Genomic DNA, 25,702 nt, shown 5'->3' with positions numbered 1-25,702 from the left:
CAACGTAATTCAGTCGCCGAGGGTAGCGAAGAGGCCGGAAAATTCCCTTAAGCGCAGTAGTTTACGGAGGGTGACCGGCGATGAAGAGAGGTGTGGGCCAACACGCGAATGCGGAAGAGCCTGCAAGCCAGAGTTGGCCGAGACTCCTGTAGCCCGGATGGAGCGCAGCGCAATCCGGGGCCGCTGCATCCGGATAGACTGATCCCGGATTTCGCTGCGCGCCATCCGGGCTACAAGTGGGGCCTACGGCCCGTACAGCACCAGCTCAGTGTCGGTGAGGTCGGCGAGCTGGGGCCGGTGCGGGCCCTTGAAATATTTGCGGCCTCGTCGCTCGGTATAAATACCGACCAGACCGGGAATGGGGCCATTGGAATCGACCGCCACCGAGATCTTGCCGAGGCGCAGCAGCAGCCGGCCGATGCGGCCTGCGCATGCGGCGTATTCGGCGGCGCTGCGGCAATAGATCAGCTTCATCGCGGGCGGTGCAATGAAGCCGCGGCGGATGCGCACCGGTTGCAGGATGAAAGGGAATGTCCCCTGCGGGGTGCGGCAGACCAGGCTGAGGCAGTTGTAGCGCGCATGTCGCGTCAGCAGCTCGGTCTCGGCGTCGGAAAGCCCCTCGATGGTCTTGGCGTGCTGCGAGATGACCTCGATCTTGCTCCAGCGCGGGGCCCGCGCCAGCGCCGGCACCGAGAAGAAGATGCCATGGCAGTAGGCGCGGAAACCCTGCGTCTCGATGATCGGCCAGGTCCACGGCGCCGGGCTGATGTTGAGGTAGGTAACGTCCTTGTGCCGCTGCGCGATCTTGGTGAGCAGCGGGGCATAGTTGCGGTAGGCCGGATCGACATACCAGCTCGACAGGTTGCACTGGATGGCGGTCTCTTCGCCGTCCTTGCGCGAAGTGTAGATCAGCAGCAGCACGCCGACCGGCGTGCCGTCATCGTCAAGCATGTAGCCGAAGCGCGGATAGCCTTCCGGCACGGACCGGAAGGCCTGCCGGCGCAGGCCCTGGATCCAGTATTCGCGCGAACGCCCGACGAAGCCGCGCGTCAGCAGGTCCGCGACCTTCTCGACGTCGGACTCGGTGATCTCGCGGCATCGGACCTTGGTGTGGATCACGCTCGTCTTACCCGTGGAAATGGCAGGCCTCGTGAGTTCTGCTAGCGCCAGCCTTCGCCATGGGCATCGGCCGCGACTTGCGGCTGCAGGCCCATGATCTCCCGCACCTTGGCGGGCCAGGCGGCGATATCAGTGCCGTGGGTGTGGAACATGGCGACGGCCAAACGGTCCATGCCGAAGGCGACACAGCCGGTGTGCGCCGGCTCGCCATTGGCGTCCTGGATGCCCCAGGTCGTGCCGAAATGCTCGCGGTGATAGTTGAAGCTCATGCAGGCGGTCGGCTGCTCTTCGGAGCGCAGCGGAATCAGGAGCTCGAACTTGAGCTGCTGCTGCTTCTGGCTCACCGCCTTCATCTGGCCGACGCGGCCGAAGAACGGATCGCTGGCATAGTCGACGCGGAAGGTGAGGCCGAGGTCGCGGGCGATCGCCTGCGCGCGCACCATCCAGCGCTCGCGGAAATCGGCGACGTCGTCGGGGCTACCGATGCAGACATATTCGCGCATGCGGAACGATTGCAAACGGTCGAGGTGTTTCGACGGTTCGCGGCGGAAGCAGTCCGCAGCAACGTCGAAACGCAGGCCGCCCTTCGGCAATTGTCCGCGGCTCGCCGCGATCGGATAGACGGGATAGCAGGCGGCGGGCGACAGCACGAGGTCGGCGGGCGAGAGCGAGGTGGTCCAGTCGCCGCCGGCATCGAAGCGGCTCACCGCGGCGTTGATCTCGCGTTCGGTGCCGTGCAGGCCGCAGACGCAGCCGAGCAGGTTCGGGAAGCTCTTGAGATAGCCGGATTTCTCCAGCTGGCTACGGCTCATCACCGGCGGGAAGCGCATCACCTCGGTACCGGCCTCGCGGTGTCGGGTGATCAGCGCGGCAAGACGCTCGACCACGTCCTCGTAGAGTGCGGTGCGGGCGTAAACCCCGTCCGAGCCCATGGGGTGGAACAGCTTGTCGGCGAGATGATCGAGCGGATCGATGATTTGCGGCGCGGTCTCGGGCGAATTGGGGAGGACGGCAATGTTCATGGGTCGATGTCCTGCTATCTGAAAAATTGTTCTTGTTGATTTAATCGCGAAGGCTCGAAGCAACGCTGCTCATCAGCGTCGAGGTGGCGGCGTTGGCCAGGATACGGTCGTTGTTGATCATGATCGGCGACGACAGTACGTCACGCAGGTGGCGGCCCATGGTGAACTCGCCGTCGTTGCGGTAGCCGGAAAGGCCCGCTGTGCGCATCGCATGCATCACGGTCTCGACCGCGAGCTCGGAAGCCTGCACCTTCAGAAGCGTGATCGAGGACTGGAAGTCGAGCGAGCCAAGCGCACGCTCGTCATGTTCGGCGCTCGCGAAAGCGTCGATATTGGCTGATATCAGCGCGCGCAGCTTGGCCAGCGACATCTTGGCGGCGGTGAAGTGCGCCGCGGCCGGCGGCATCTGGCCGCCGGAGCTGCGCGCCGCCTTGCGGATGAAGGCCTGCGCACGGGTGACCGCGGCAGCAGCGATGCCTGCCCAGGCCGAGGACCAGCACAGATGTGCAAACGGCGTCATGGTCTGGGCATGGATCTTGTCGTAGGATTCCGGGAAGACGCGGTCGGCGGGGCAGTCGACCTTCAGCTCGAAACCGGTCGAGCAGGTGCCGCGCATGCCGAGCGTTTCCCAGCCCTGCGTCTGCTTCAGCGAATAGTCGTCCTTGGCGAGTGCCAGCAGCACCTGGTCCGATGCGGCGGCGTCGGTGGCGCGGCGGGCGATGGTGACGAGGCCGTCGGCCTCGGCGCCGTAGGAGATCACGGTGGCGTCGCGCGCCAGCGAGACGGTGTCGCCGGCGTGGTCGACAGCGGCCGCGCTGGCGCGGATGTTGCCGCCGTTCTGGCCCTCCGTGGTGGAGGAGGCGAGCAGCCACTGATCGCGCGCGACCCGGCGCATCATGGTTTCCATCCAGGGAATGCCGTGGCCGTGCCTGACGACGCAGGCGACCTTGGTCTGGTGCATCGCGTAGATCATCGCAGTCGAGGCGCAGGCGCGTCCGAGCGTGTAGCAGATGTCGGCGACGTCGTAGATGGAGGCGCCGAAGCCGCCGAATTCGACCGGGATCATGACGCCCAGCAGCTTCTGCTCGCGTGCGACCTCGAAAGCCTTGTGCGGGAAGCGGGCGTCGCGGTCGACGCCGTCCGCGTCGGCAGCCGCTGCGGCGGCGGTCCGGGCCACGCGTTCGATCAGAGAGGGACCCTGCTCGAGAAAGCTCGTCTGCATTTCGTCGACAGTGAGGACTGCTTCACGCACGTTCATACTCGTCCGCCTCCGGTTTCGCCGTTCGAGATCGCCGGCTGCGATGTCGCTTCAGCGATCCTCCGACCATCTTTGCTTGTGAGGAGAGGCTACGGATTTAATTCAAATTCGTCGATGAAATAGAGGGTAAACAAAGCCCAATTCCGAATGAACAGTTAAGGTCCGGTTGTTTGCATGGCCCGGATTTCCGCGATCGCGTTAGTGATCTGGAAGAAGCCCGAATTCCGGACAATCTGAGTCATCGTTTACTAAGAAACGCGAAGTAATGGTGACGCCATTGCGGGATCGACCGGCCGTGCCCATCGTAGCCGGCAGTCTGGTCCAACCTCGATAGACAATGGGAATTTGCCGATGCAGGCCTTCGATACCGACGTGCGCAATCGCATCATCAACCTGGTGAAGGGCATCCTCGAACAGAACTCGCTCACCGCGGACATCACGCCGGCGGCCAAGCTCGTCGATGCCGGCCTGACCTCGATGGACATGGTCAATCTGATGCTCGGCGTCGAAGCCGAGTTCGACTTCACCATCCCGCAGGCCGAGATCACACCGGAGAACTTCCAGTCCGTCGAGACGCTGGAGCGGATGGTCGCCAGCCAGTTGCAGCCGGCGAACGCGGCTTAAGCCAGGGTCGCTACTCTCTCCCCGGGTCGTCCCTGCGAACGCAGGGACCCATACCGCGGAATCTATCGACCTCTGACGGTCGCAGTACCAAACTACGTGTCTTCGCCAAACCACCGCCTGTGGTTATGGATCCCTGCGTTCGCAGGGACGACGGCGAGTTTGACGCGCCACCTTTGCGCCCCTCACAGCGCCGGCATCCACCCCTACCATCCCCGTTCCAAATCCGCCTCAAAGCTGGCATAGCTTAACCATGTCGCACGTGGCGAACGGGTGGAGCAGGCATGGCGCAAGCGGTATTAGGCATCATCGGCGGCTCCGGCATCTACGATCTGCCGGGCCTGGAGGGTGCGCACGAAGAGGCGATCAAGAGCCCCTGGGGCGAGCCGTCGGCGCCCGTGCGGCGTGGCACCATGGCGGGTCTGCCGATCGTGTTTCTGCCGCGGCATGACAAGGGCCATCGGCTGTCGCCCTCCGACATCAACTATCGCGCCAATATCGACGTCCTGAAGCGGGCTGGCGTCACCGACCTGATCTCGCTGTCGGCCTGCGGTTCCTTCAAGGAGGAACTGCCGCCTGGCACCTTCGTTCTCGTCGATCAGTTCGTCGATCGCACCCACAAGCGCGAGAGCTCGTTCTTCGGCCGGGGCTGCGTCGCGCATGTGTCGATGGCGCATCCGGTCTCGCCGCGCTTGCGCATTCATCTTGCCGCGGCCGCTGAAGCCGAGGGCATCGCGTTTGCGCGCGGCGGGACCTATGTCTGCATGGAGGGGCCGCAATTTTCGACGTACGCGGAGAGCATGACCTACAAGACGCTGGGCTATGCCGTGATCGGCATGACCAACATGCCCGAAGCCAAGCTCGCGCGCGAGGCCGAAATCTGCTACGCTACTGTCGCGATGGTGACGGATTTCGATTGCTGGCACCCCGACCACGATGCCGTCACCGTCCAGGACATCATCCGCGTGCTGACCTCGAATGCCGACAAGGCGAAGGCGCTGGTGGCACGGCTGGCGAAAGATTTTCCGCGCGAGCACGAGCCGTGCCCGATCGGTTCGGACCGCGCGCTCGACACCGCGCTGATCACCGCGCCCGAGGCGCGCGATCCGGAGCTTCTGAAGAAGCTCGATGCGGTGGCCGGACGCATCCTGCGGGCGTGATACGAAAGGCAGAATGCCATGAAGGTCGACGGCAAGCATTTCCGCAGCATCTGGCGCGAGCGTGACGGCTGGTCGGTCGGTGCGATCGACCAGCGCAGGCTGCCGCACGAGTTCGTCATTGCGAAGCTGACATCCTGCGAAGACGCGGCGGTCGCGATTCGCGATATGCTGGTGCGCGGCGCGCCGCTGATCGGCGCTACCGCCGCCTACGGCATGGCGCTGGCGATGCGCGAGGATGCCTCCGATTCCGGCCTGAAGCGTGCCTATGACACGCTGGTCGTGGCTCGGCCGACCGCGATCAATCTGAAATGGGCGCTGGACGAGATGCGCGCGACGCTCGCGCCGATCGATCCGCTGGAGCGGGCCGAGGCTGCCTACGCGCGCGCCGACGAGATCGTCGAGCAGGACGTTGAGATCAACCGCGGCATCGCCGGCAACGGCCTGAAGCTGATCGAGACGATCGCGGCGAAGAAGCCGGGCGAAACGATCAACGTCCTGACCCATTGCAACGCCGGCTGGCTCGCCACCGTCGACTGGGGCACGGCGACGGCGCCGATCTATCTCGCGCATGAGCGCGGCCTCAAGATCCATGTCTGGGTCGACGAGACCCGACCGCGCAACCAGGGCGCCTCGCTCACCGCCTGGGAGCTCGGCCATCACGGTGTGCCGCACACCGTGATCCCCGACAATACCGGCGGGCACCTGATGCAGCACGGCATGGTCGATCTCGCCATCGTCGGCACCGACCGCGTCGCCGCCAATGGCGACGTCTGCAACAAGATCGGTACCTATCTGAAGGCGCTTGCCGCGCACGATAACGGTGTGCCGTTCTACGTCGCGCTGCCGTCGCCGACGATCGACTTCGCCGTCAATGACGGCATCCGCGACATCCCGATCGAGCAGCGCAGCGGCATCGAGGTCACCGACATGACCGGCCGCACGGCGGACGGACGGGTGGAAACTGTGCGCATCGTGCCCGAGGGATCGCCGGTCGCGAACTATGCCTTCGACGTGACTCCGGCGCGGCTCGTCACCGGCCTGATCACCGAGCGTGGCGTGTTGAAACCGGATCGTGCTTCGCTGGCGGCGGCATTTCCGGAACGGATCGCAGCCGGAGCGGAGTAGTCAGGTCGCCGGGCGAGGTCGTCCCACGCCGTCATTGCGAGGAGCCCTTGCGACGAAGCAATCCAGGCTGTCGCCGCCGAGGGATTCTGGATTGCTTCGCTTCGCTCGCAATGACGAAGGATAGACTACCCCAGCTTCAGCCCCGTCGCCTTCTCGAGCTCCGCGATGGCCTGCGCGCCGCTGGCGACCTTGATCGTGGTCATGCCCATCTCGCGCGCGGGCTTCAGGTTGACGCCGAGATCGTCGAGATAGACGCAGTTGCCGGGATCGACTTTCAGAGTCTCGACCATCATCCGGTAGATGCGCGGATCGGGCTTGCGCAGACCAATCTTGGCGGACTCGATCACGTGGTCGAACAGCGCCATCACCTCGGCCACGTAGAGCGTGCGGCCCGTGAGGCTGCCGATCGCGTTCGCCGGCAGATTGTTGGTGATGCAGCCGGTCCTGAATTGCGCCTTGATGCGCTTCAAGGCCACGACCATCTCGGGACGCAGATCGCCCTGGAGCAGCGGCAGCACGTCGCGGCCGCGGACCTCCGCGCCGAGCGCGCGCGACTCCTCGGCGAACAAACCATCGAACGTGTCGATATCGACCTCGGCGCGCTCGAATTTAGCCCAGGCGTTTTCCAGGTGATTGGCGGCGTTGGTGCGGCGGATGATGTCGATCGGCAGGCCGCGCTCCGTCTCGAACCGCGCAAACGCCTCGAACGGCGAGGTCGTCAGCACACCGCCAAAGTCAAAGATCACAGCCTCGATCGTCAAGGTCCCGCCCTCGTCAATTTCGTGCCAAGATAGCTGACAAGACGGCTAGCACGCGCTATCGGCAAGGGCCAGCCCGAAGCAAACGACGCCCCCCACCGAACCGACAAGACATGCTCCCCATGAAGACCATCGCGACATTCGCCACGGCCGCTGCGCTGCTTGCCACGCCCGCTCACGCCATCGTCGGTGGCGGCACGCCGCAGGTCGATGGCGTTGCGCGGGCCGTCGTCACCATCGTCGGTTCGCGCGGCAATTTTTGCACCGGCAGTCTGATCGCGCCAAGGGTCGTTCTTACCGTCGCTCACTGCGTCCAGCCCGGGGCGGACTACAAGATCGTCGATCGCGACGCGAACGGTCAGCCGCAATTGTTGAATGTCCGCACCGTCGCGATCCATCCGAATTTCAACATGCAGGCGATGGAGACGCATCGGGCGACCGCCGACGTGGCACTGCTGCAACTCGATATTCCACTCAAGGGAAAATCGACCGTGCCAGTCGGTGCGCCGAACATTCCAATCCAGGTCGGTGGCCGCTTTGTCATCGCCGGAATCGGCGTCACTGTCCGCGGTGAGGGTAAGAGCGGCGGTACGACGCGCGTTGCGGCGCTCGTGGCCACGGGTCAGCCGGGCACGCTCCAGATCCGGCTGGTCGATCCCGTAACCAACGGTGTTCGCGATGGAATCGGCGCTTGCACGGGCGATTCCGGCGGCCCCGTGTTCGAGGACAAGCCGAACGGTACCGTGCTCGTCGGTCTCATCAGCTGGTCGACGGGACCGAACAATGCCGCCGGTTGCGGCGGATTGACCGGCGTCACGCCGCTCACGCTCTATCGCGACTGGATCTTGCAGACCGCACGGAGCTGGGGTGCAGCGCTGTGATTTGACCGCGACTTGATCTATGTCATTTTGAAGCGGAAGCGCGGCGGGCGACACTGCCCGTCGCGGAGGAAACGCGCCGTCCAGTCAAGGCCGGCCACAGAATAAGCAAGGCAACAAGCAACAATGAATGTCGCTGTTCGCGGCCACGCCGCCACCAAGCAAGCTTCTGAACATTTCGACGTACTGATCGTCGGTGCCGGCATCTCCGGCATCGGCAGCGCCTATCATCTGACGAAGCAGCTTCCGGGCACGAGCTTCGTCATCCTGGAGACGCAGGCGAGCTTCGGCGGCACCTGGATCACGCATAGATATCCCGGCATCCGCTCCGACAGCGATCTCCACACCTTCGGTTATCGCTTCAAGCCCTGGGGCGGGCCTCCGATCGCAACCGCCGAAGAGATCCTCGCCTACATGAACGAGGTGATCGAGGAGAACGATCTTGCGAAGCACATCCGCTACAAGCACAAGATCAATTCCGCGAGCTGGTCGAGCGAGGAGAATCTCTGGACCATCGAGGCGGTGACAACCGATACCGGCGAGCCGAAGATATTCACCGCCAACTTCCTCTGGATGTGCCAGGGCTATTACCGCCATTCGGAAGGCTACACGCCGGAATGGAAGGGCATGGATCGCTTCAAGGGCCGCATCGTCCATCCGCAGACCTGGCCCGACGACATCGACCTTGCGAACAAGAAGGTGGTGGTGATCGGCTCCGGCGCGACCGCGGCAACACTGGTGCCGAACATCGCGGACAAGTGCGCGCACGTCACCATGCTCCAGCGTTCGCCGACCTATTTCCGGCTCGGCCGCAACGCCATCGAGATCGCGGAGGAGCTGCGCAGGCTTCAGGTCGACGAGGAATGGATCCACGAGATCGTCCGGCGAAAGATCCTGTTCGAGCAAGATGCATTCACGAAACTCTGCGTGTCAAAGCCCGAGCAGGTGAAGAAGGAGCTGATTGGGCAGATCAGCGCGGTCCTCGGTCCCGACTACGACGTCGAGAAACATTTCACGCCGAGCTACCGGCCGTGGCGGCAGCGCATCGCCTTCGTGCCCGATGCCGATCTGTTCAAGGGCATCGCCAGCGGCAAGGCCTCCGTCGTCACCGACGAGATCGAGTGCTTCGTCGAGAACGGCATCCAGCTCAAATCCGGCAAGCTGCTGGAAGCCGATGTCATCGTCACCGCAACCGGCTTCAACCTCGCAGCCCTCGGCGACATCGCCTTCGAGATCGACGGCAAGCCGCTCGCCTTCGGCGATACCGTCACCTATCGCGGCATGATGTTCACGGGCGTGCCGAACATGGTCTGGGTGTTCGGCTATTTCCGTGCGAGCTGGACCCTGCGCGTCGACCTCGTCGCCGACTTCGTCTGCCGGCTGCTCGGTCACATGAAGGCCAAGGGCAGCAGGAAGGTCGAGGTCAGCTTGCGTGCCGAGGACCACAACATGCCGATCCTGCCCTGGATCGATCCGGAGAACTTCAACCCGGGCTACATGATGCGCAACATGGATCTGTTGCCCAAGCGCGGAGACAAGCCGGAATGGCAGCACAGCCAGGATTACTGGACCGAGAAGGACGAGATTCCGAAGACGGACCTCGATGACAAGGCGTTCGTGTATGGGTGAGGGCTTGTTCGTGTGAGGGGCGATCGCGATCGCCACATATTCCGCTGTCGTCCCTGCGAAAGCAGGGACCCATACCCCCAGGGAGGAGTTTGGCGAAGATTCGTCGTTCGGTATTGCGACCGCCCAAGATCGAGAGATCACACGGTATGGGTCCCGGCGTTCGCCGGGACGACACCTTTAATTGGGCTAGCGGCGTCGAAGATTATTAGTACCGCTACGAATTCCGCCGTGTCGCATTCGTGGCGATCGCGGCCGCCGCCGTCCGGTTCTCCACGCCGAGCTTGGCGTAGATCTGCTCGAGGTGCTTGTCGACCGTGCGCGGGCTCAATCCCAGAATTTGCGCGATGTCGCGGTTGGTCTTGCCCTTGCTGAGCCAGGCCAGCACCTCGCCTTCGCGGGTGGTGAGGCCGAGCTCGCTGGTGAATTCGGGCGGCAGCGCGGTGCCGGACTCCCTGGACAACCGCAGCAGGAACTCGTTCGGCGCGGTTTCGCCCATGTAGTAGAGCCGGAGCTGCGGATTGTCCGGCAGGGACGCCGCCTGAGACTTCGAGCTGCCCTTGACCTTCGCCTGCTCGAGCCATTGCAGAAGCGAGGGCGGCAGGACGAAGTCGTCGTCGGCCTGCGCGCTCCGGTGATCGGCCAGGAGCTTTTGCGCCTGCGGCGTCGCCCAGAGCACGTGACCCTTCCGGTTGACGGCGAACAAAAAGCGTCCGGAGACGTCGAGCGCGGCGCGCGCGCTCTGCGTCAGTCTGGCATTGCCGAGGTGCACGCGAATGCGCGCCAGCATCTCCTCGATCACGATCGGTTTTGTCACGTAGTCGACGCCGCCGGCCTCCAGCCCGCGCACGATGTGCTCGGTTTCGGCCAGGCCCGTCATGAAGATCACGGGAACATTGGCAAGACCCGCATCGCGCTTGAGGCGGCGGCAGGTCTCGAACCCGTCAATGCCGGGCATCACCGCATCGAGCAGGACGATGTCGGGCGTGATCTGGTCGACGATGCGCATCGCGGCCGCGCCGTCGAGCGCCACCATCACCGTCATGCCGGCGCCGTCGAGCGCGTCGGTGAGCAGCCGCAGCGTCTCCGGGGAGTCGTCGACAACGAGCGCGACGTCGCGCTTCTTGGGCTCAATGCTCATGCGCATGCAACGTCTTCAAGGTGGCCATATACTGGTCTAGGTCGAAGCGATCGACCAGCGATCGCATCTGCGCGACGAAGTCGGCATGTTCGGGATGCTCGCTGCCGATCTCGTCGAGCTTCAACTGGATGCCTTTGACATAGCCGATCTGGCCGAGCCCGATCAGTGCCTCGATGTGCCGCACCGGCGGCTTCGATCCACTCTCCGGCCGCCAGAACGGGACGACAATCTCGTCCGAGCCGTATTGCCACTCGATCTTGAGGAGCTGGCGGATCGTCTCCAGCAGCCGCGGGATGTCGATCGGCTTCATCAGATAACCGTCGTGGAAGGGCTGCGCCAGCGGTGTGCCGTGGGCCTCCAGCGCACTGGCGGAGACCATCAGGATGCGCGCCTGGTGGTGGCCGCTCGCGCGCAAGGCTTCCGCCACGGCCCAACCGTCCATGCCCGGCATGGAGATGTCGAGCAGGAACAGGTCGGGCCGGCAATGTTGCGCCAGCGCAAGGCAGCCGGGCCCGTCGGGCGCGCTGAGCAGGATGAAGCCGAGCGGCGTCAGCACCTCGCGCAGTAGGTCGCGATGAACCGGGTCGTCATCGGTGATCAGGATGGTCTTGCGCGCGCCGTGATAGCCGGAGACCGGCGCCTCCACCGGCGCGATGCGCTGCGGATTGGTGACTTCCGACAGCAGGATCTTGACCTTGAACGTGCTGCCGGTGCCGACGGTGCTCATGACCTTGATATCGCCGCCCATGACGCCGGCCAGCAGCCGGCTGATGGTCAGGCCGAGCCCGGTGCCGGTCTGCGGCTGCGCGACGCCGAGCGCGCCGCGTTCGAAGGGCGCGAAGATGCGTTCGAGATCGTCGCCCTGGATGCCGGGGCCGGTGTCGATCACTTCGAACTCGGCCACGGGGCTGCGATAGTGCACCACGAACTGTACGCTGCCGGCCTGGGTGAACTTGATCGCGTTGGAGAGCAGATTGATCAGCACCTGGCGAAGCCGCTTCTCGTCGGCATAGACGACGACCGGCAGATGCGGCGGCCGCCGGAACACGAAATCGATGCCCTTGGCGGCGGCCTGAAGGCGGAACATGCCGACGAGCTGGTCGAGGAATTCGCTCAGGCGAACCTCGTCGCGCGACAGGTACAGCCGTCCCGCCTCGATCTTGGAGATATCCAGGATGCCGTCGATCAGGCCGGAGAGGTGGTCGGCGCTGCGGCGGACCACGCGGACCTGGTCGCGCGGCTTGGTGGCGAGCGACGCGTCCTGCTCCAGGAGCTGCGCATAGCCGCTGATCGCATTCAGCGGTGAGCGCAACTCGTGGCTCAGGCCCACCACGTAGCGGCTCTTGGCGAGATTGGCGGATTCGGCGACCTCCTTGGCGCGCTGGAGCTCGGCATCGGTGCGCTTATGCGCATCGATCTCCTGAATCAGAAGCGCGGTCTGCCGCCGCGTCTCGGCTTCCGCGGCCCGGCGGCTCTGCTGCGCCAGCACGAACAGCCAGGCCACTACGCCGATGATGATGCTGAGCGAGAAGAACACCTTCCATAGCACGTTGGAGACGAGCGCGTTCTCGCCTTGCACGCTGGCCGAGGTCTGGAGATAGATCAGTCCGAGCACCAGCGCGACGAGGCCGGCCGAGACAACGAACACGCCGACATAGTGGCCGAACTGCGAGTTGATCCGCTGATAGATCGGCTGCGGCAGGATTCTGCCGAGCGCATCGGAGAATTGTACCTGCGCGCGCGCATGCGGCTTGCAGAGATCGTGGCAGCGCGCATCGAGCGAGCAGCACAACGAGCAGATCGGGCCGGCATAGGCCGGGCAGGAGGTGGTGTCCTCCGGCTCAAAATGGTGCTCGCAGATACAGCACTGGATCGCCTCGATATTGGCCCAGCTCTTCTTGGGCTTGCGCGCGATGTAATATTTCCCGTCGGTGAGCCAGGCGATGATTGGTGCGGTGACGAAGGCGACCGTCAGCGCAACGAACGCCGCCAGCGCCTTCATGGTCGGGCCGAACAGGCCGTAGAACGCCGCGATCGAGACGATGGTCGCGATCGTCATGGCACCGACGCCGACCGGGTTGATGTCGTAGAGATGAGCGCGCTTGAACTCCATCTGCGGCGGACGCAGGCCGAGCGGCTTGTTGACGACGAGGTCGGCGACCAGCGCGCCGACCCAGGCGATCGCGACGTTGGAGTAGAGCGCCAGCGTCTGCTCCAGCGCCTTGTAGACGCCGATCTCCATCAGGAGCAGAGCCACCGTGACGTTGAACACCAGCCACACCACGCGGCCGGGATGGCTGTGCGTCAATCGCGAGAAGAAGTTCGACCAGGCGATCGAGCCCGCATAGGCGTTGGTGACGTTGATCTTGATCTGCGAGAGGATGACGAACGCGCCGGTGAGCGCCAGCGCCATGTCCGGCTGCGACAGCACGTAGCGGAACGCTTCGAGATACATGTGCGCCGGCTCGGCCGCCAGCTCGCCGGAGAGGCCGTGGCTCAGCGCGAAGAAGGCGAGAAACGAGCCCAGCAGCAATTTCAGCGCGCCGAAGATGATCCAGCCGGGCCCTGCGATCAGCAGGGCAATCCACCACGACGTTCGCGACGTGCGGCGGTCGCGCGGCAGGAACCTGAGGAAGTCGACCTGCTCGCCGATCTGCGCCACCAGCGAAAACACCACGGAGGATGCGACACCGAACAGCAACAGGTCGAAATGTCCGCTGGGGTCGCCGTGCTCGCCGGCGAACTTGCGCCACTCCGTGAACGAATAGGGATTGGCCCAGGCGATCGCGGCAAAGGGCAGGATATGCAGGATGACCCAGATCGGCTGCGTCCAGAGCTGGAAGCGGCTGATCAGCGTGATGCCATAGGTGACGAGCGGGATGATCGCGACCGCGCTGATGAGGTAGCCGATCGGGCGCGGAATGCCGAAGCACATTTCGAGCGCGGTGGCCAGGATCACCGCTTCGATGGCGAAGAAGATGAAAGTGAAGGAGGCGTAGATCAGCGAGGTCACGGTCGAGCCGATATAGCCGAAGCCGGCGCCGCGGGTGAGCAGGTCGATGTCGATGCCGCATTTGGCAGCGTAGTAGGCAATCGGCACGCCGCAGAAGAAGATGATGGTGGACACGACGAGGATCGCGGCGCTGGCATTGGTGACGCCGTAGTTCAGCGTGATGGTGCCCCCGATCGCCTCCAGCGCCAGAAAGGAGATCGCGCCGAGCGCCGTGTTGGCGACGCGAGCGGCGGACCAGCGGCGTGCGCTCTTGGCCGTGAAGCGCAGCGCGTAGTCTTCCAGCGTCTGGTTGGCGACCCATTGGTTGTACTGGCGCCTGACGCGGTCTATTCGCTGCCGCCCTGCCACCTAAAACCCCACTCCCGATACCCGCGCGGATCCCTCGCAAATTCCGTACCAAAAGCCTACGTCGGTATTTTGCGGTGCAGTATACGCGATCTTGCGTATGCTTGAGCTGCACAAATTCGAGCCATCCTCACGACACCAACGCGTGTCCTCGAACAAAAGTGGGGTGCTCATGTCAGACGAAGCAAACAAGGGCCTGTTGTCGCCACTCCGGCGCAAACTATTGATGGGGATGGCGGCCGTGCCGGCCATCACGATGCTGCCGCGGGCATCCTTTGCGCAGGCCCCGGCGACCTCGGCGGTCAATACCACGGGCCTCGCGGTGACCGATACCGAGGTGACGGTCGGCATCCTGCATTCGGCGACCGGCACCATGGCGATCTCCGAGACCGGCTCGATCGAGGCCGAAAAGCTCGCCATCGAGCAGATCAACGCCGCCGGCGGCGTGCTCGGGCGCAAGATCAAGTTCATCCAGGAAGACGGCGCCAGCGACTGGCCGACCTTCGCCGAAAAGGCCAAGAAGCTGCTCGTCAACGACAAGGTCGCGGCCATCATGGGCTGCTGGACCTCGGCCTCGCGCAAGGCGGTGCTGCCCGTCGTCGAGCAGTATAACGGCATGCTCTACTACCCGACCTTCTACGAGGGTCTCGAGCAGTCCAAGAACGTGATCTACACCGGCCAGGAGGCGACCCAGCAGATTCTCGCCGGCCTGAACTGGATCGCCAAGGAGAAGGGCGCGAAGTCGTTCTTCTTCATCGGCTCCGACTACATCTGGCCGCGCACCTCGAACAAGATCGCGCGCAAGCACGTCGAGAACGTGCTGAAGGGCAAGGTCGTCGGCGAGGAGTATTATGCGCTCGGCAGCACCCAGTTCAATTCGGTCATCAACAAGATCAAGCTGACCAAGCCGGACGTGATCTTCACCGACGTCGTCGGCGGCTCGAACGTCGCCTTCTACAAGCAGCTCAAGGCCGCCGGCATCGACCTCGCCAAGCAGCCGCTGCTCACGATCTCGGTCACCGAAGACGAGATCGACGGCATCGGCGGCGAAAACATCGCGGGCGCCTATGCCTGCATGAAGTACTTCCAGTCACTCGACAATCCGAACAACAAGGCGTTCGTTCCGGCGTTCAAGAAGGCGTGGGGCGAGAAGACCGTGATCGGAGACGTCACCCAGGCTGCCTATCTCGGCCCGTGGCTGTGGAAGTTGACGGTCGAGAAGGCGGGCTCCTTCGACGTCGACAAGATCGCGGCGGCCTCGCCGGGCGTCGAGTTCAAGGGCGCTCCCGAAGGTTACGTGCGCATCCACGAAAACCATCATCTCTGGTCGAAGACCCGGGTCGGGCGCGCCAAGCTCGATGGCCAGTTCGAGCTGATCTACGAGACCGCCGATCTCGTCGAGCCGGATCCGTTCCCCAAGGGTTACCAGTAAGAAGCGCTACCAGTAAGAAGCGCTACCGGTAAGAGACGCGGCGTCGCTCGCGCTTTCTCTCCAACACCAGGCCGCTCCCTGGCGTGGATCGCAAGTCCATGCCCCAAGACCCCCGCGTCGCGAACCTGCTCGCGACGCGGGGACCCTATCCCCGACGGAGGATGATCGATGTTCGGCGACTACTCGATTGGTGACCTTGGCTCCATCTTCGTCATGCAGGGTTTTGCGGGGCTGATCCTGTTTTCGGTCTACGTCCTGATGGCGCTTGGGCTTGCCATCATCTTCGGCCAGATGGGCGTCATCAACATGGCCCACGGCGAGTTCATGATCCTCGGGGCCTACGTCACCTGGATGACCTCGAATTTCTCTCAGTCCTATTTGCCGAGCCTGTTCGGCGGCTACTTCTTCCTCGCAATGATCCTGGCCTTTATCGCATCAGGCGCGCTGGGCATGCTGGTGGAGTGGGTGCTGATACGGCACCTCTACAAGCGTCCACTCGATACGCTGCTCGCCACCTGGGGCCTCAGCCTGATGCTCCAGCAGGCCTATCGGTCCGTGTTCGGCGCGCGCGAAGTCGGCGTCGAACTGCCGCAATGGATGCTCGGCTCATTGCACGTCACCGACAGCATCGAAGTGCCGATCAACGGCGTCTTCGTGATGTGCCTCACCGTCTTGATCACCGTCGGCGTCGCCTACGTTCTCTACATGTCGCGCTGGGGCCGCCAGGTGCGCGCCGTGGTGCAGAACCGCATCATGGCCGGCGCGGTCGGCATCAACACCGAAAAGGTCGACCGATACACCTTCGGGCTCGGTTGCGGGATCGCCGGGATCGCCGGAAGCGCCTTCACCATGATCGGCTCGACCGGGCCGACGTCGGGCCAGCTCTACATTGTGGACACTTTCCTGGTCGTCGTGTTCGGCGGCGCCGCCAGCCTGCTCGGCACCATCGCTTCCGCGTTCTCGATCTCGCAGACGCAATCGACGCTCGAATTCTTCATGTCGGGCTCGATGGCCAAGGTGCTCACGCTGCTCGCTGTCGTCGGCATCCTGATGCTGCGGCCGCAGGGTCTCTTCGCCCTCAAGGTCCGCAAATAACGGGAAGCAGGCAAGCCATGATCATCAACTCACGCTTCTTCAATCGATCCGAACTCATGGGCTTCATCGTCTTGGCCGCGGTGCTGTTCGTGATCCTGCCGCTGACGCTGGATGTGTTCCGCCTCAATCTGGTCGCGAAATATCTGACCTACGCTTTTGTCGCGCTCGGCCTCGTGCTGTGCTGGGGCTATGGCGGCATTTTGAGCCTGGGGCAGGGCGTGTTCTTCGGCCTCGGCGGCTATTGCATGGCGATGTTCCTCAAGCTCGAGGCCTCCAGCGTCGAGAACACGAAGATCCAGTCGACGCCCGGCATCCCCGACTTCATGGACTGGAATCAGATCACGTCGCTGCCGCTGTTCTGGCAGCCGTTTCACAGCCTCACCTTCACCATCCTCGCCATCATCCTGGTCCCCGGCCTCTTCGCTTTGATCATCGGCACCGCGATGTTCAAGCGCCGCGTCGGCGGCACCTATTTCGCGATCATCACCCAGGCCGTCGCCGCCATCCTCACCATCCTGATCGTCGGGCAGCAGGGCTATACCGGCGGCATCAACGGCATGACCGACCTGCGCACGCTCAAGGGCTGGGACATCCGGCCCGACCACGCCAAGATCATCCTGTACTTCGTCGAGGTGGTGTTGCTGTTCGCCTGCATCGGCATCGCGCAGTTCATCCGCCTGACCAAGCTCGGCCGTATCCTGGTGGCGATGCGCGAACAGGAGGATCGCGTCCGTTTCTCCGGCTACAGCGTCGCCAACTTCAAGATCTTCGCCTTCTGCATGGCCGCGGTCTTCGCCGCGATCGGCGGCGCCATGTTCGCGCTCAATGTCGGTTTCATGTCGCCGTCCTTTGTCGGCATCGTGCCGTCGATCGAGATGGTGATCTACACCGCGGTCGGCGGGCGCATGTCGATCTTCGGTGCGATATGGGGCGCCATCCTGGTGAATTTCGCCAAGACCAGCCTGTCGGAATCCTTCCCGCAGCTCTGGTTGTTCGGCCTCGGCGCGTTGTTCATCGCGGTCGTGCTCGCCTTCCCGAACGGTCTGTCCGGGCTCTGGGCCGATTACGTGCAGCCGCGCATCGACCGGCTGTTCGCCTCGCGCAAGTCGAAGTCGGGCTGGAACGACAACTCGGTCGCCGACGGCGCACCGGCAGAGTGAGGAGGCCATCATGTTCGTCGGTCATCACGATGCCGATGCCGCGCTGGGAGTGAGGAGGTAGATCATGCTCGTCGGTCATCAGCCCAAGGAATTCCTGCTCGCTGTCTCCGGATTGACCGTCTCGTTCGACGGCTTCAAGGCCGTCAACGATCTCTCCTTTTACGTCGAGGAGAACGAGATTCGCGTCATCATCGGTCCCAACGGCGCCGGCAAGACCACGGTGCTCGACCTGATCTGCGGCAAGACCAAGGCGACCTCGGGCTCGATTCAGTTTCGTGGCAAGGAGCTCACGAAGATGAAGGAAAACGAGATCGTGCAGACCGGCGTCGGGCGCAAATTCCAGACTCCGTCGGTGTTCGAGGACCTCACCGTCTTCGAGAACCTCGAGATCTCGTTTCCGCGCGGCCGCACCGTGTTCGGCTCGCTGACCTTTCAGCGCGACCAGCCGGTGAAGGACCGGGTCGAGGAGGTCGCGGAGATGATCTTCCTGAAGGACAAGCTCAATACCTATGCCGACGAGCTCAGCCATGGCCAGAAGCAGTGGCTCGAGATCGGCATGCTGCTGATCCAGGACCCCGACCTCCTGATGCTCGACGAGCCCGTCGCCGGGATGAGCGTGTCCGAGCGCGCCAAGACCGCCGAGCTGCTCAACCGCATCATCAAGAACCGCTCGGTGCTGGTGATCGAGCACGACATGAAGTTCGTCGAGGACATCGCGCACAAGGTCACCGTGCTGCACCAGGGCCAGATCCTCTCCGAGGGCACCATGGAGAAGGTGAAGAACGATCCCAAGGTCATCGAAGTCTATCTGGGGCACTGAGGAGGCACGACGATGCTGGCTATTTCAGATCTTCACGTCGCCTACGGCCAGAGCGAGGTGCTGCACGGGCTCAACGTCAAGGTCGCGCCCAACGAGATCGTGGCGATCATGGGTCGCAACGGCATGGGCAAGACCACGCTGATGAAGTCGCTGATGGGCATCCTGCCGGCGAAGAGCGGCTCGGTGACCATGGACGGCGCCGAGCTCGGCGGCCTGCCGAGCTACGAGCGCGTGGCCAAGGGCCTCGCCTATGTGCCGCAGGGTCGCATGATCTTCTCCACCATGACGGTGAAGGAGAACATCGAGACCGGGCTTGTCGTCTCCGGCGGATCCGAGGTCCCAGGCGACATCTACGAATTGTTTCCGGTGCTGCTGGAGATGAAAGGCCGCCGCGGCGGCAATCTCTCCGGCGGGCAGCAGCAACAGCTCGCCATCGCGCGGGCGCTGGCGACCAAGCCCAAAGTGCTGCTGCTCGACGAGCCGACCGAAGGCATCCAGCCTTCCATCATCAAGGAGATGGCGCGCACCTTGAAACGCATCCGCGACGAAAAGGGCCTCTCGATCGTCGTGTCCGAGCAGGTCCTGAGCTTCGCGCTCGACATCGCTGACCGCGTGCTGGTGATCGAGAACGGCGAGATCGTGCGCGATGATCCGCGCGACGCCGTCGATGCCGCGCAGGTCTCAAAATATCTGTCCGTCTAACCAACCGTAGTAAAAAGGGGAGCATCTCGATGCCAGAGACACTGATCAAGGTCGATCTCACCAAGTCGGCCTATGAAAATGACATGGTGCACAACCGCTGGCACCCCGACATTCCGATCGTGGCCTGGGTCAATCCCGGCGACGATTTCATCATCGAGACCTATGACTGGACCGGCGGCTTCATCAAGAACAACGATTCCGCCGATGACGTGCGCGACATCGACCTGTCGATCGTGCACTTCCTCTCCGGACCGATCGGCGTCAAGGGCGCAGAGCCGGGCGATCTGCTCGTCGTCGACCTGCTCGACGTCGGCCCGCTCAAGGAGAGCCTGTGGGGTTTCAATGGCTTCTTCTCCAAGCAGAACGGCGGCGGCTTCCTCACCGACCATTTCCCGCTGGCGCAGAAGTCGATCTGGGACATCAAGGGCCTCTACACCTCGTCGCGCCACGTGCCCGGCGTCAACTTCGCCGGCCTGATCCATCCCGGCCTGATCGGCTGTCTGCCCGATCCGAAGATGCTGGACACCTGGAACAAGCGCGAGGCCGAGCTGATCTCGACCAACCCGACCCGTGTGCCCGGCCTTGCCAATCCGCCATTCCCGCCGACCGCCCATGGCGGTCGCGCCAAGGGCGATGTCAAAGCCAAGATCGGTGCCGAAGGTGCGCGCACGGTGCCGCCGCGCGAGCACGGCGGCAATTGCGACATCAAGGACCTGTCGCGCGGCTCGAAGATCTACTTCCCGGTCTATGTGCCCGGCGGCGGTCTCTCGATGGGCGATCTGCACTTCAGCCAGGGCGATGGCGAGATTACCTTCTGCGGCGCGATCGAGATGGCCGGCTGGCTGCATCTGAAGGTCGACATCATCAAGGACGGCGTCGCCAAGTACGGCATCAAGAACCCGATCTTCAAGCCGTCGCCGATCACGCCAAATTACAAGGACTATCTGATCTTCGAGGGCATCTCGGTCGATGAAGCCGGCAAGCAGCACTATCTCGACGTTCACATCGCCTATCGCCAGGCCTGCCTGAATGCGATCGAGTACCTGAAGAAGTTCGGCTACTCCGGCGCACAGGCCTACTCGATCCTCGGCACCGCGCCGTGCCAGGGCCACATCTCAGGCGTGGTCGACGTGCCCAACGCCTGCGCCACGCTGTGGCTGCCGACGGAGATCTTCGACTTCGACGTGATGCCGTCGGCGGCGGGACCCATCAAGCACATCACCGGCGATATCCAGATGCCGATCTCACCGGACAAATGACGTTGCGCTCCCTCTCCCCGTTCTTACGGGGAGAGGGTTGGGGTGAGGGGCTGTCTCCGCCCGAACAGCAGCCGTGAGTTTGCGGAGAGTCCCCCTCACCCGGAACGCATCTTGCGATGCGTTCCGACCTCTCCCCGCAAGCGGGGCGAGGTGAAGCGGACGCTCTGTCATCACCGAACGCGAAGGGGCAAAAGATGCCGGTCTATGAATATCTCTGTGACGACTGCGGTCCGTTCAAGGACCTTCGACCGATGGCGGAATGCGACGATCCGCAGAACTGTCCGCACTGCGAGACGCTGGCGCCACGCGTGATCCTGACGGCGCCGAATTTCTTCTGCATGCCGGCGGAGAAGCGCAAGGCGCACGCCGTCAACGAGCGCAGCACACATGCGCCGCAGACGCTCGCGCAATACAAGGCCTCGCATGGCCCGGGCTGCGGCTGCTGTGCGACGGGCAAGAGGAAGCCGGCCCGGCTGATGACGAAGACCAAGGGCGGCGCCAAGGGCTTTCCCACCGCACGACCCTGGATGATCAGCCACTGACGCATGCGGCTGGACCAATCGCGGCAACCCAAGCAAATAAGGAACAGGAGCGGTCAACATGCTTCACGGTGACATTTCCAGCAGCAACGACACCGTCGGCGTTGCAGTCGTCAACTACAAGATGCCCCGCCTGCACACCAAGGCCGAGGTGCTCGACAACGCCCGCAAGATCGCCGACATGATCGTCGGCATGAAGGTCGGCCTGCCCGGCATGGATCTCGTGATCTTCCCCGAATATTCCACCCAGGGCATCATGTACGACTCCAAGGAGATGTACGAGACGGCGTCCATGGTGCCAGGCGAGGAAACCGCGATCTTCGCGGAGGCCTGCCGCAAGGCCAAGGTCTGGGGCGTATTCTCGCTGACCGGCGAGCGCCACGAGGAGCACCCGCACAAGGCACCCTACAACACCTTGATCCTGATGAACGACAAGGGCGAGATCGTGCAGAAGTACCGCAAGATCATGCCGTGGGTGCCGATCGAGGGCTGGTATCCCGGCAATTGCACGTACGTGTCCGACGGCCCGAAGGGCCTGAAGGTCAGCCTGATCATCTGCGACGACGGCAATTTTCCGGAGATCTGGCGCGACTGCGCCATGAAGGGCGCCGAATTGATCGTGCGTTGCCAGGGCTACATGTATCCGGCCAAGGAGCAGCAGGTCATGATCTCCAAGGCGATGGCATGGGCCAACAATGTCTATGTCGCGGTCGCCAATGCGGCCGGTTTCGACGGGGTCTATTCCTATTTCGGCCACTCCGCGATCATCGGCTTCGATGGTCGCACCCTCGGTGAGTGCGGCGAGGAGGAGTACGGCATCCAGTACGCCCAGCTGTCGAAGAATTTGATCCGCGATGCGCGCCGCAACGGTCAATCGCAGAACCATCTCTACAAGCTGGTCCACCGCGGCTACACCGGCATGATCAATTCCGGCGAAAGCCCGCGCGGCGTCGCGGCTTGTCCGTACGATTTCTACAAGAACTGGATCGCCGATCCCGAAGGCACGCGAGACATGGTCGAGGCGATGACGCGTTCGACGCCAGGGACCGACGAGTGCCCGATCGACGGCATTCCAAACGGAGCGGCCCCGAGCAACTACTAAGCCGTTGATGTGAATGGCCGTCCATGGGCACGGGCGTTCTAACGCAAGGCGCATGCGCGGAATGGGAAGAGCGCCCCGGCAAAACCGTGGCGCGGTTGCAACATGGGCTGTTGAATCTGCTCAAGTTGCGGTCCCATTGGCGGATTCTCGATGCTCCCGTGGTTCTACCCGCCATCCTCATGGCCTAAGTTCCCGCGGCGCCGCTGAGGAGCGCTGCGGGTGAGGGGAAGAGCGTGGAGGCTTGGTTGCCATTGAGCGGGCGGGGTTGCGCGCGCCGGGGTGCCGCGGCAATTCGCAGGGCATTCGGGATGGCCTTCGTCTTGGGTGCAGCTGTCGCGACGAGCCCTGCCGGGGCGCAGCAATTCTTCAACGGATCGCAGACCACGCCGAACGGTGCCGTCAATGGCGGCGGTGGGGTGTGGGATACGACCACCACCAACTGGACGGACTCTTCCGGTTCGATCAGCAGCGCTTACGATCCGTCGTCGTCGGCGACCCTGTTCGGCAGCGGCGGTCCCTCGACCCCGGCAACAGGCGGCACGGTGACGGTCACGCCGGGCGGCGTGCAGCTCACGAGCCAAGTGGTCTTCGACCTCACCGGCGACGGTTCGATCTATACGATCCAGGGTGGCGACCTCAGGCTGGCCGCGGGCGGCACCATGTTCTTCACCAACGATGTCACCGGGACCGGGGACCCCTCGGCGGCGATCGCTTCGCGCATCACCGGCAGCGGTGGCATCTCGGTGCAGGGACCCGGTTTCCTGGCGCTGCTCGGCGCCAATACCTATACCGGTGATACTTTCATCTGTAATTGCGGGTCACTGCAGCTTGGCGATGCGACCCATACCGCCAGCATTGTCGGTGCCGTCAAGAACGAGGGCTTGTTCAAAATCGTCAACGCCGACATGTCGAGCGTCACGTCGCTCGTCAACGAATTCTCCGGCGCGACGATGTTCCTCAACGGGACCTCCGCCAGCTCGATGGTGATCACCAACAGCGGCCAGTTGTATTTCGGCGATCCGTCGGCGAGCAGCAGCATCGACACCGCCACAGCCGGCCGCGCGACCATCGTCAACGACGGTGGCTTGATCGGCTTCCTGGGCCGAACCAATGCAGGCTCGGCCAGCATCACAAACCAGAATGGCGGCACCACCGCATTCTCTGATCAATCCTCGGCCGCGTCGGCGACCATCATCAACAAGGATTTTGGCAGCACCGGCTTCGGTGCATTTCCTGGAAGCACCGCGACCGCCGGCAACGCGACAATCATCAACGAGGCCAATGGCCGGACCAATTTCGGCGCGTTCACCACGGCCGGCAATGCCACCATCTACACCAACGACGGCGGCAAGACCGAGTTCTTTGACAACTCCACCGGCGGCAACGCGCGCTTCATCACCACCGGGACCGGTATCGTTGATTTCGGGGTCAGCACCGGCCCGAACAGCGACGGCCGCATCACCGCTGGTTCGATCGAAGGCAGCGGCTTCTACTATATCGGCGGCGGCAACACCCTTGTCGTCGGTGGCAACAACCTCTCGACCGAGGTCAGCGGCGTCATCGGCGATTTCGATCCCTGCAGTTGCGGTCCCGCTGGCCCCGGCTCGCTGGAGAAGGTCGGCAGCGGCACGCTGATACTCTCCGGCACCAACACCTATACCAGTACCACCACGGTGAATGGCGGCATCCTGCGGGTCGATGGCAATATCTCGCAATCGAGCCTGACCACCGTGAACGCGGGCGGCGCGCTGTTCGGCGCCGGGATTGTCGGCAACACATTTATCGCCAACGGCGGCATCTATGCGCCCGGCGATGGCGGGCCGGGCTCCAGCATGTTCGTTCAGGGTGATCTGACCTTCCAGTCCGGCGCGGTCTACCTCGTGCAGGCCGGCAGCGGGTTCAGCACGAGCCATGCTCTCGTCAGCGGCAATGTTACGCTGAATGGCACAGTCGGCGTCTCGCTGTACCCCGGCAGCACGGTGATGCGGCATTACTCGATTTTGAATTTCTTCGGCGCCGCCACCGGCAATTTCGCTGGCGTCGCCGCGGCCGGCGGCCTCATTGGCACGACAACCGTTGGGTCGGGTGAAGTCTTGCTCGATTTCACGCTCGACTATGGCGCGAAATACGCGCTCAACATCAATCAGAAGAACGTCGCCACCACGCTTCAGAATTTCTTCAACGCGAATGGCTTTCTGCAAGCCGAACTCGCCGGCCTCGGCCCCAACGGCTTGACGCAGGCGTCCGGCGAGTCGGCGACGGGTTCGCAGCAGACGACGTTCAACGCGATGAACCAGTTCCTCGGCCTGTTGACCGAAGTCTTCAGCTCGGGACGCAGCGGCACGCCTGGTGCGACGCCCTATACCGACGACACGAATGCGAATGCCTATGCCGCGAACGGCAGGACCCCGCGTGAGAAGAGCGCGCGCGACGCTCTTGCCTCGATCTACCACAAGGCGCCGGTTGCGACCTTCGAGCAGCGCTGGGATGTGTGGGCGGCCGGCTACGGCGGCTCGCAGACCACCGACGGCCATGCCGTCCTCGGCTCGAGCAACACCACCAGCAGCGTCTACGGCACGGCCGTCGGCCTCGACTACCGTTTCTCGCCGTCGACCATCGCGGGTTTCGCGCTTGCCGGCGGCGGCACCAGCTTCGGCGTCAACGGACTCGGCTGGGGCCGCTCCGACCTGTTCCAGGCCGGCGCTTTCGTGCATCACACTGCTGGACCCGCCTATATCACGGCTGCGCTGGCCTATGGCTGGCAGGACGTCACGACCAACCGCATTGTCACGGCGGCCGGCGCCGATCAGCTGCGCGCGCAGTTCACCGCCAATGCCGTCTCGGGTCGCATCGAGGGCGGTTATCGATATGCCATGCAGTGGATTGGCCTCACGCCCTATGCGGCGCTCCAGGCCACCATGTTCAGTCTTCCGAGCTATTCGGAGTTTGCGGTGGTCGGCAACAACACCTTCGCGCTCAACTATGCCGCCAAGGACGTGACCAGCACGCGCACCGAGCTTGGCCTGCGCGCGGACAGGTCATTCGCCGCGGCCGGCGGCCTGATGACCCTGCGCGGCCGCCTCGCCTGGGCGCATGATTACAATCCGGACCGCAGCGTCGGAGCGGTGTTCCAGACCCTGCCGGGATCGGCCTTCGTCGTGAACGGCGCCACGCTGGCGCGCGATTCCGCACTGACCACGGCCTCGGTGCAGATGAGTTGGATGAACGGCTGGTCTGCGTCGGCGACCTTCGAGGGCGAGTTCTCGAACGTCACGCGCTCCTATGCCGGCAAGGGCGTCGTGCGCTACGCTTGGTAGGCGCGAGCAATCGGCGACGCTGCCATCCCCCTGGAGTGCAGGGCAATCGCATATGACTATTGGCGGCGCCTGAGCGCACGCTTCGCCCTTCGAGACGACCGCTCCGCGGTCTCCTCAGGATGAGGCTAAGCGGCAGGGTTGCCTGTTGAAATTGCTGCCGCACACTCCGTCCTCATCCTGAGGGCCCGCCCAAAGGCGGGCGTCTCGAAG

General features: G+C 63.7%; 20 protein-coding genes. 14 read left to right on the top strand and 6 right to left on the bottom strand.

Annotation, left to right across the window (positions count from 1 at the left end; genetic code table 11):
- Positions 1-243 precede the first annotated feature (243 nt).
- The 3 genes from GPL20_RS25060 to GPL20_RS25050 are packed head-to-tail and all read right to left on the bottom strand — an operon-like array spanning position 244 to position 3,399.
- Entirely contained in the window at positions 244-1,119 is an 876-nt protein-coding gene (locus tag GPL20_RS25060; protein WP_254125492.1) for an acyl-CoA acyltransferase, read from the bottom strand.
- 41 nt (positions 1,120-1,160) lie between these two features.
- Positions 1,161-2,141: an amino acid--[acyl-carrier-protein] ligase gene (locus GPL20_RS25055; RefSeq protein ID WP_157332619.1), complete on the bottom strand. Its 981-nt coding sequence runs from the start codon at positions 2,139-2,141 to the stop codon at positions 1,161-1,163.
- A 40-nt stretch (positions 2,142-2,181) separates the two neighbouring features.
- A complete protein-coding gene (locus GPL20_RS25050) occupies positions 2,182-3,399 on the bottom strand; it encodes an acyl-CoA dehydrogenase family protein (RefSeq protein WP_157332617.1) in 1,218 nt (405 codons plus the stop codon).
- A 351-nt stretch (positions 3,400-3,750) separates the two neighbouring features.
- On the opposite strand from GPL20_RS25050, the gene GPL20_RS25045 reads away from it, so the two are divergent.
- The 3 genes from GPL20_RS25045 (at position 3,751) to mtnA (ending at position 6,305) form a co-directional block, all read left to right on the top strand.
- Entirely contained in the window at positions 3,751-4,023 is a 273-nt protein-coding gene (locus GPL20_RS25045; RefSeq protein WP_157332615.1) for a phosphopantetheine-binding protein, read from the top strand.
- 281 nt (positions 4,024-4,304) lie between these two features.
- On the top strand, positions 4,305-5,180 hold the full coding sequence (locus GPL20_RS25040) for an S-methyl-5'-thioadenosine phosphorylase (protein WP_157332613.1): 876 nt from the start codon (positions 4,305-4,307) through the stop codon (positions 5,178-5,180).
- A gap of 18 nt (positions 5,181-5,198) precedes the next feature.
- Positions 5,199-6,305, top strand: a complete 1,107-nt coding sequence (mtnA, locus tag GPL20_RS25035) for an S-methyl-5-thioribose-1-phosphate isomerase (RefSeq protein WP_157332611.1) — start codon at positions 5,199-5,201, stop codon at positions 6,303-6,305.
- A gap of 125 nt (positions 6,306-6,430) precedes the next feature.
- Here the strand turns inward: mtnA and GPL20_RS25030 are convergent, their stop codons facing one another.
- Complete coding sequence (locus GPL20_RS25030; RefSeq protein WP_157332609.1) at positions 6,431-7,066, bottom strand: HAD-IA family hydrolase; 636 nt, start codon at positions 7,064-7,066, stop codon at positions 6,431-6,433.
- Positions 7,067-7,185: 119 nt separating this feature from the next.
- On the opposite strand from GPL20_RS25030, the gene GPL20_RS25025 reads away from it, so the two are divergent.
- Both GPL20_RS25025 and GPL20_RS25020 read left to right on the top strand, forming a co-directional pair.
- Entirely contained in the window at positions 7,186-7,944 is a 759-nt protein-coding gene (locus tag GPL20_RS25025) for a S1 family peptidase (protein WP_157332607.1), read from the top strand.
- Between the two features lie 123 nt (positions 7,945-8,067).
- Positions 8,068-9,570, top strand: coding sequence for a flavin-containing monooxygenase (locus tag GPL20_RS25020; protein ID WP_157332605.1), 1,503 nt, complete (start codon positions 8,068-8,070; stop codon positions 9,568-9,570).
- Between the two features lie 214 nt (positions 9,571-9,784).
- Here the strand turns inward: GPL20_RS25020 and GPL20_RS25015 are convergent, their stop codons facing one another.
- On the bottom strand, positions 9,785-10,714 hold the full coding sequence (locus GPL20_RS25015) for a response regulator (RefSeq protein ID WP_167533197.1): 930 nt from the start codon (positions 10,712-10,714) through the stop codon (positions 9,785-9,787).
- Positions 10,698-14,069 (bottom strand): hybrid sensor histidine kinase/response regulator, encoded by a 3,372-nt coding sequence (locus GPL20_RS25010; RefSeq protein ID WP_254125491.1) that lies wholly within the window; start codon positions 14,067-14,069, stop codon positions 10,698-10,700. The genes GPL20_RS25015 and GPL20_RS25010 overlap by 17 nt, the downstream gene beginning before the upstream one ends.
- Positions 14,070-14,238: 169 nt before the next feature.
- Here GPL20_RS25010 and urtA point away from each other — a divergent pair, with 169 nt between their 5' ends.
- From urtA to GPL20_RS24965, 9 genes are all read left to right on the top strand, one after another.
- Positions 14,239-15,498: an urea ABC transporter substrate-binding protein gene (urtA, locus tag GPL20_RS25005; RefSeq protein ID WP_157332603.1), complete on the top strand. Its 1,260-nt coding sequence runs from the start codon at positions 14,239-14,241 to the stop codon at positions 15,496-15,498.
- Between the two features lie 168 nt (positions 15,499-15,666).
- Entirely contained in the window at positions 15,667-16,593 is a 927-nt protein-coding gene (gene urtB / locus GPL20_RS25000) for an urea ABC transporter permease subunit UrtB (RefSeq protein WP_157332601.1), read from the top strand.
- 17 nt (positions 16,594-16,610) lie between these two features.
- A complete protein-coding gene (gene urtC / locus GPL20_RS24995; RefSeq protein ID WP_157332598.1) occupies positions 16,611-17,753 on the top strand; it encodes an urea ABC transporter permease subunit UrtC in 1,143 nt (380 codons plus the stop codon).
- A gap of 64 nt (positions 17,754-17,817) precedes the next feature.
- On the top strand, positions 17,818-18,573 hold the full coding sequence (urtD, locus tag GPL20_RS24990; RefSeq protein ID WP_157332596.1) for an urea ABC transporter ATP-binding protein UrtD: 756 nt from the start codon (positions 17,818-17,820) through the stop codon (positions 18,571-18,573).
- A 12-nt stretch (positions 18,574-18,585) separates the two neighbouring features.
- Positions 18,586-19,275: an urea ABC transporter ATP-binding subunit UrtE gene (urtE, locus tag GPL20_RS24985; protein WP_157332594.1), complete on the top strand. Its 690-nt coding sequence runs from the start codon at positions 18,586-18,588 to the stop codon at positions 19,273-19,275.
- 29 nt (positions 19,276-19,304) lie between these two features.
- The gene (gene fmdA / locus GPL20_RS24980) at positions 19,305-20,534 is read left to right on the top strand and encodes a formamidase (RefSeq protein WP_157332592.1); all 1,230 of its coding nucleotides are present in this window, start codon (positions 19,305-19,307) and stop codon (positions 20,532-20,534) included.
- A gap of 194 nt (positions 20,535-20,728) precedes the next feature.
- Positions 20,729-21,076, top strand: coding sequence for an FmdB family zinc ribbon protein (locus GPL20_RS24975; RefSeq protein ID WP_157332590.1), 348 nt, complete (start codon positions 20,729-20,731; stop codon positions 21,074-21,076).
- A 58-nt stretch (positions 21,077-21,134) separates the two neighbouring features.
- Positions 21,135-22,175: an aliphatic amidase gene (locus GPL20_RS24970; protein ID WP_157332588.1), complete on the top strand. Its 1,041-nt coding sequence runs from the start codon at positions 21,135-21,137 to the stop codon at positions 22,173-22,175.
- A 308-nt stretch (positions 22,176-22,483) separates the two neighbouring features.
- Positions 22,484-25,492 carry an autotransporter outer membrane beta-barrel domain-containing protein gene (locus GPL20_RS24965; RefSeq protein WP_157332586.1) on the top strand — a complete coding sequence of 1,003 codons (3,009 nt, stop codon included), beginning with the start codon at positions 22,484-22,486 and terminating at the stop codon, positions 25,490-25,492.
- The last annotated feature ends 210 nt before the right edge of the window (positions 25,493-25,702 follow it).

Origin of the sequence: Bradyrhizobium cajani (assembly GCF_009759665.1) — a bacterium.
GTDB lineage: Bacteria > Pseudomonadota > Alphaproteobacteria > Rhizobiales > Xanthobacteraceae > Bradyrhizobium > Bradyrhizobium cajani.
Note: the sequence above shows the minus strand (reverse complement) of the source record. Positions and strands in the feature narration are given on the sequence as shown.

Excerpts from the sequence above, each read along its gene's own strand:
- mtnA (WP_157332611.1), top strand. The coding sequence starts at position 5,199 with ATGAAGGTCGACGGCAAGCATTTCCGCAGCATCTGGCGCGAGCGTGAC.
- GPL20_RS25025 (WP_157332607.1), top strand. The coding sequence starts at position 7,186 with ATGAAGACCATCGCGACATTCGCCACGGCCGCTGCGCTGCTTGCCACG.
- GPL20_RS25045 (WP_157332615.1), top strand. The coding sequence starts at position 3,751 with ATGCAGGCCTTCGATACCGACGTGCGCAATCGCATCATCAACCTGGTG.
- GPL20_RS24970 (WP_157332588.1), top strand. The coding sequence starts at position 21,135 with ATGCTTCACGGTGACATTTCCAGCAGCAACGACACCGTCGGCGTTGCA.
- urtE (WP_157332594.1), top strand. The coding sequence starts at position 18,586 with ATGCTGGCTATTTCAGATCTTCACGTCGCCTACGGCCAGAGCGAGGTG.
- urtC (WP_157332598.1), top strand. The coding sequence starts at position 16,611 with ATGATCATCAACTCACGCTTCTTCAATCGATCCGAACTCATGGGCTTC.
- GPL20_RS24965 (WP_157332586.1), top strand. The coding sequence starts at position 22,484 with ATGGCCTTCGTCTTGGGTGCAGCTGTCGCGACGAGCCCTGCCGGGGCG.
- GPL20_RS25015 (WP_167533197.1), bottom strand. The coding sequence starts at position 10,714 with ATGCGCATGAGCATTGAGCCCAAGAAGCGCGACGTCGCGCTCGTTGTC.
- urtB (WP_157332601.1), top strand. The coding sequence starts at position 15,667 with ATGTTCGGCGACTACTCGATTGGTGACCTTGGCTCCATCTTCGTCATG.
- urtA (WP_157332603.1), top strand. The coding sequence starts at position 14,239 with ATGTCAGACGAAGCAAACAAGGGCCTGTTGTCGCCACTCCGGCGCAAA.
- GPL20_RS25055 (WP_157332619.1), bottom strand. The coding sequence starts at position 2,141 with ATGAACATTGCCGTCCTCCCCAATTCGCCCGAGACCGCGCCGCAAATC.
- GPL20_RS25040 (WP_157332613.1), top strand. The coding sequence starts at position 4,305 with ATGGCGCAAGCGGTATTAGGCATCATCGGCGGCTCCGGCATCTACGAT.
- GPL20_RS24975 (WP_157332590.1), top strand. The coding sequence starts at position 20,729 with ATGCCGGTCTATGAATATCTCTGTGACGACTGCGGTCCGTTCAAGGAC.
- urtD (WP_157332596.1), top strand. The coding sequence starts at position 17,818 with ATGCTCGTCGGTCATCAGCCCAAGGAATTCCTGCTCGCTGTCTCCGGA.
- GPL20_RS25050 (WP_157332617.1), bottom strand. The coding sequence starts at position 3,399 with ATGAACGTGCGTGAAGCAGTCCTCACTGTCGACGAAATGCAGACGAGC.
- GPL20_RS25020 (WP_157332605.1), top strand. The coding sequence starts at position 8,068 with ATGAATGTCGCTGTTCGCGGCCACGCCGCCACCAAGCAAGCTTCTGAA.
- fmdA (WP_157332592.1), top strand. The coding sequence starts at position 19,305 with ATGCCAGAGACACTGATCAAGGTCGATCTCACCAAGTCGGCCTATGAA.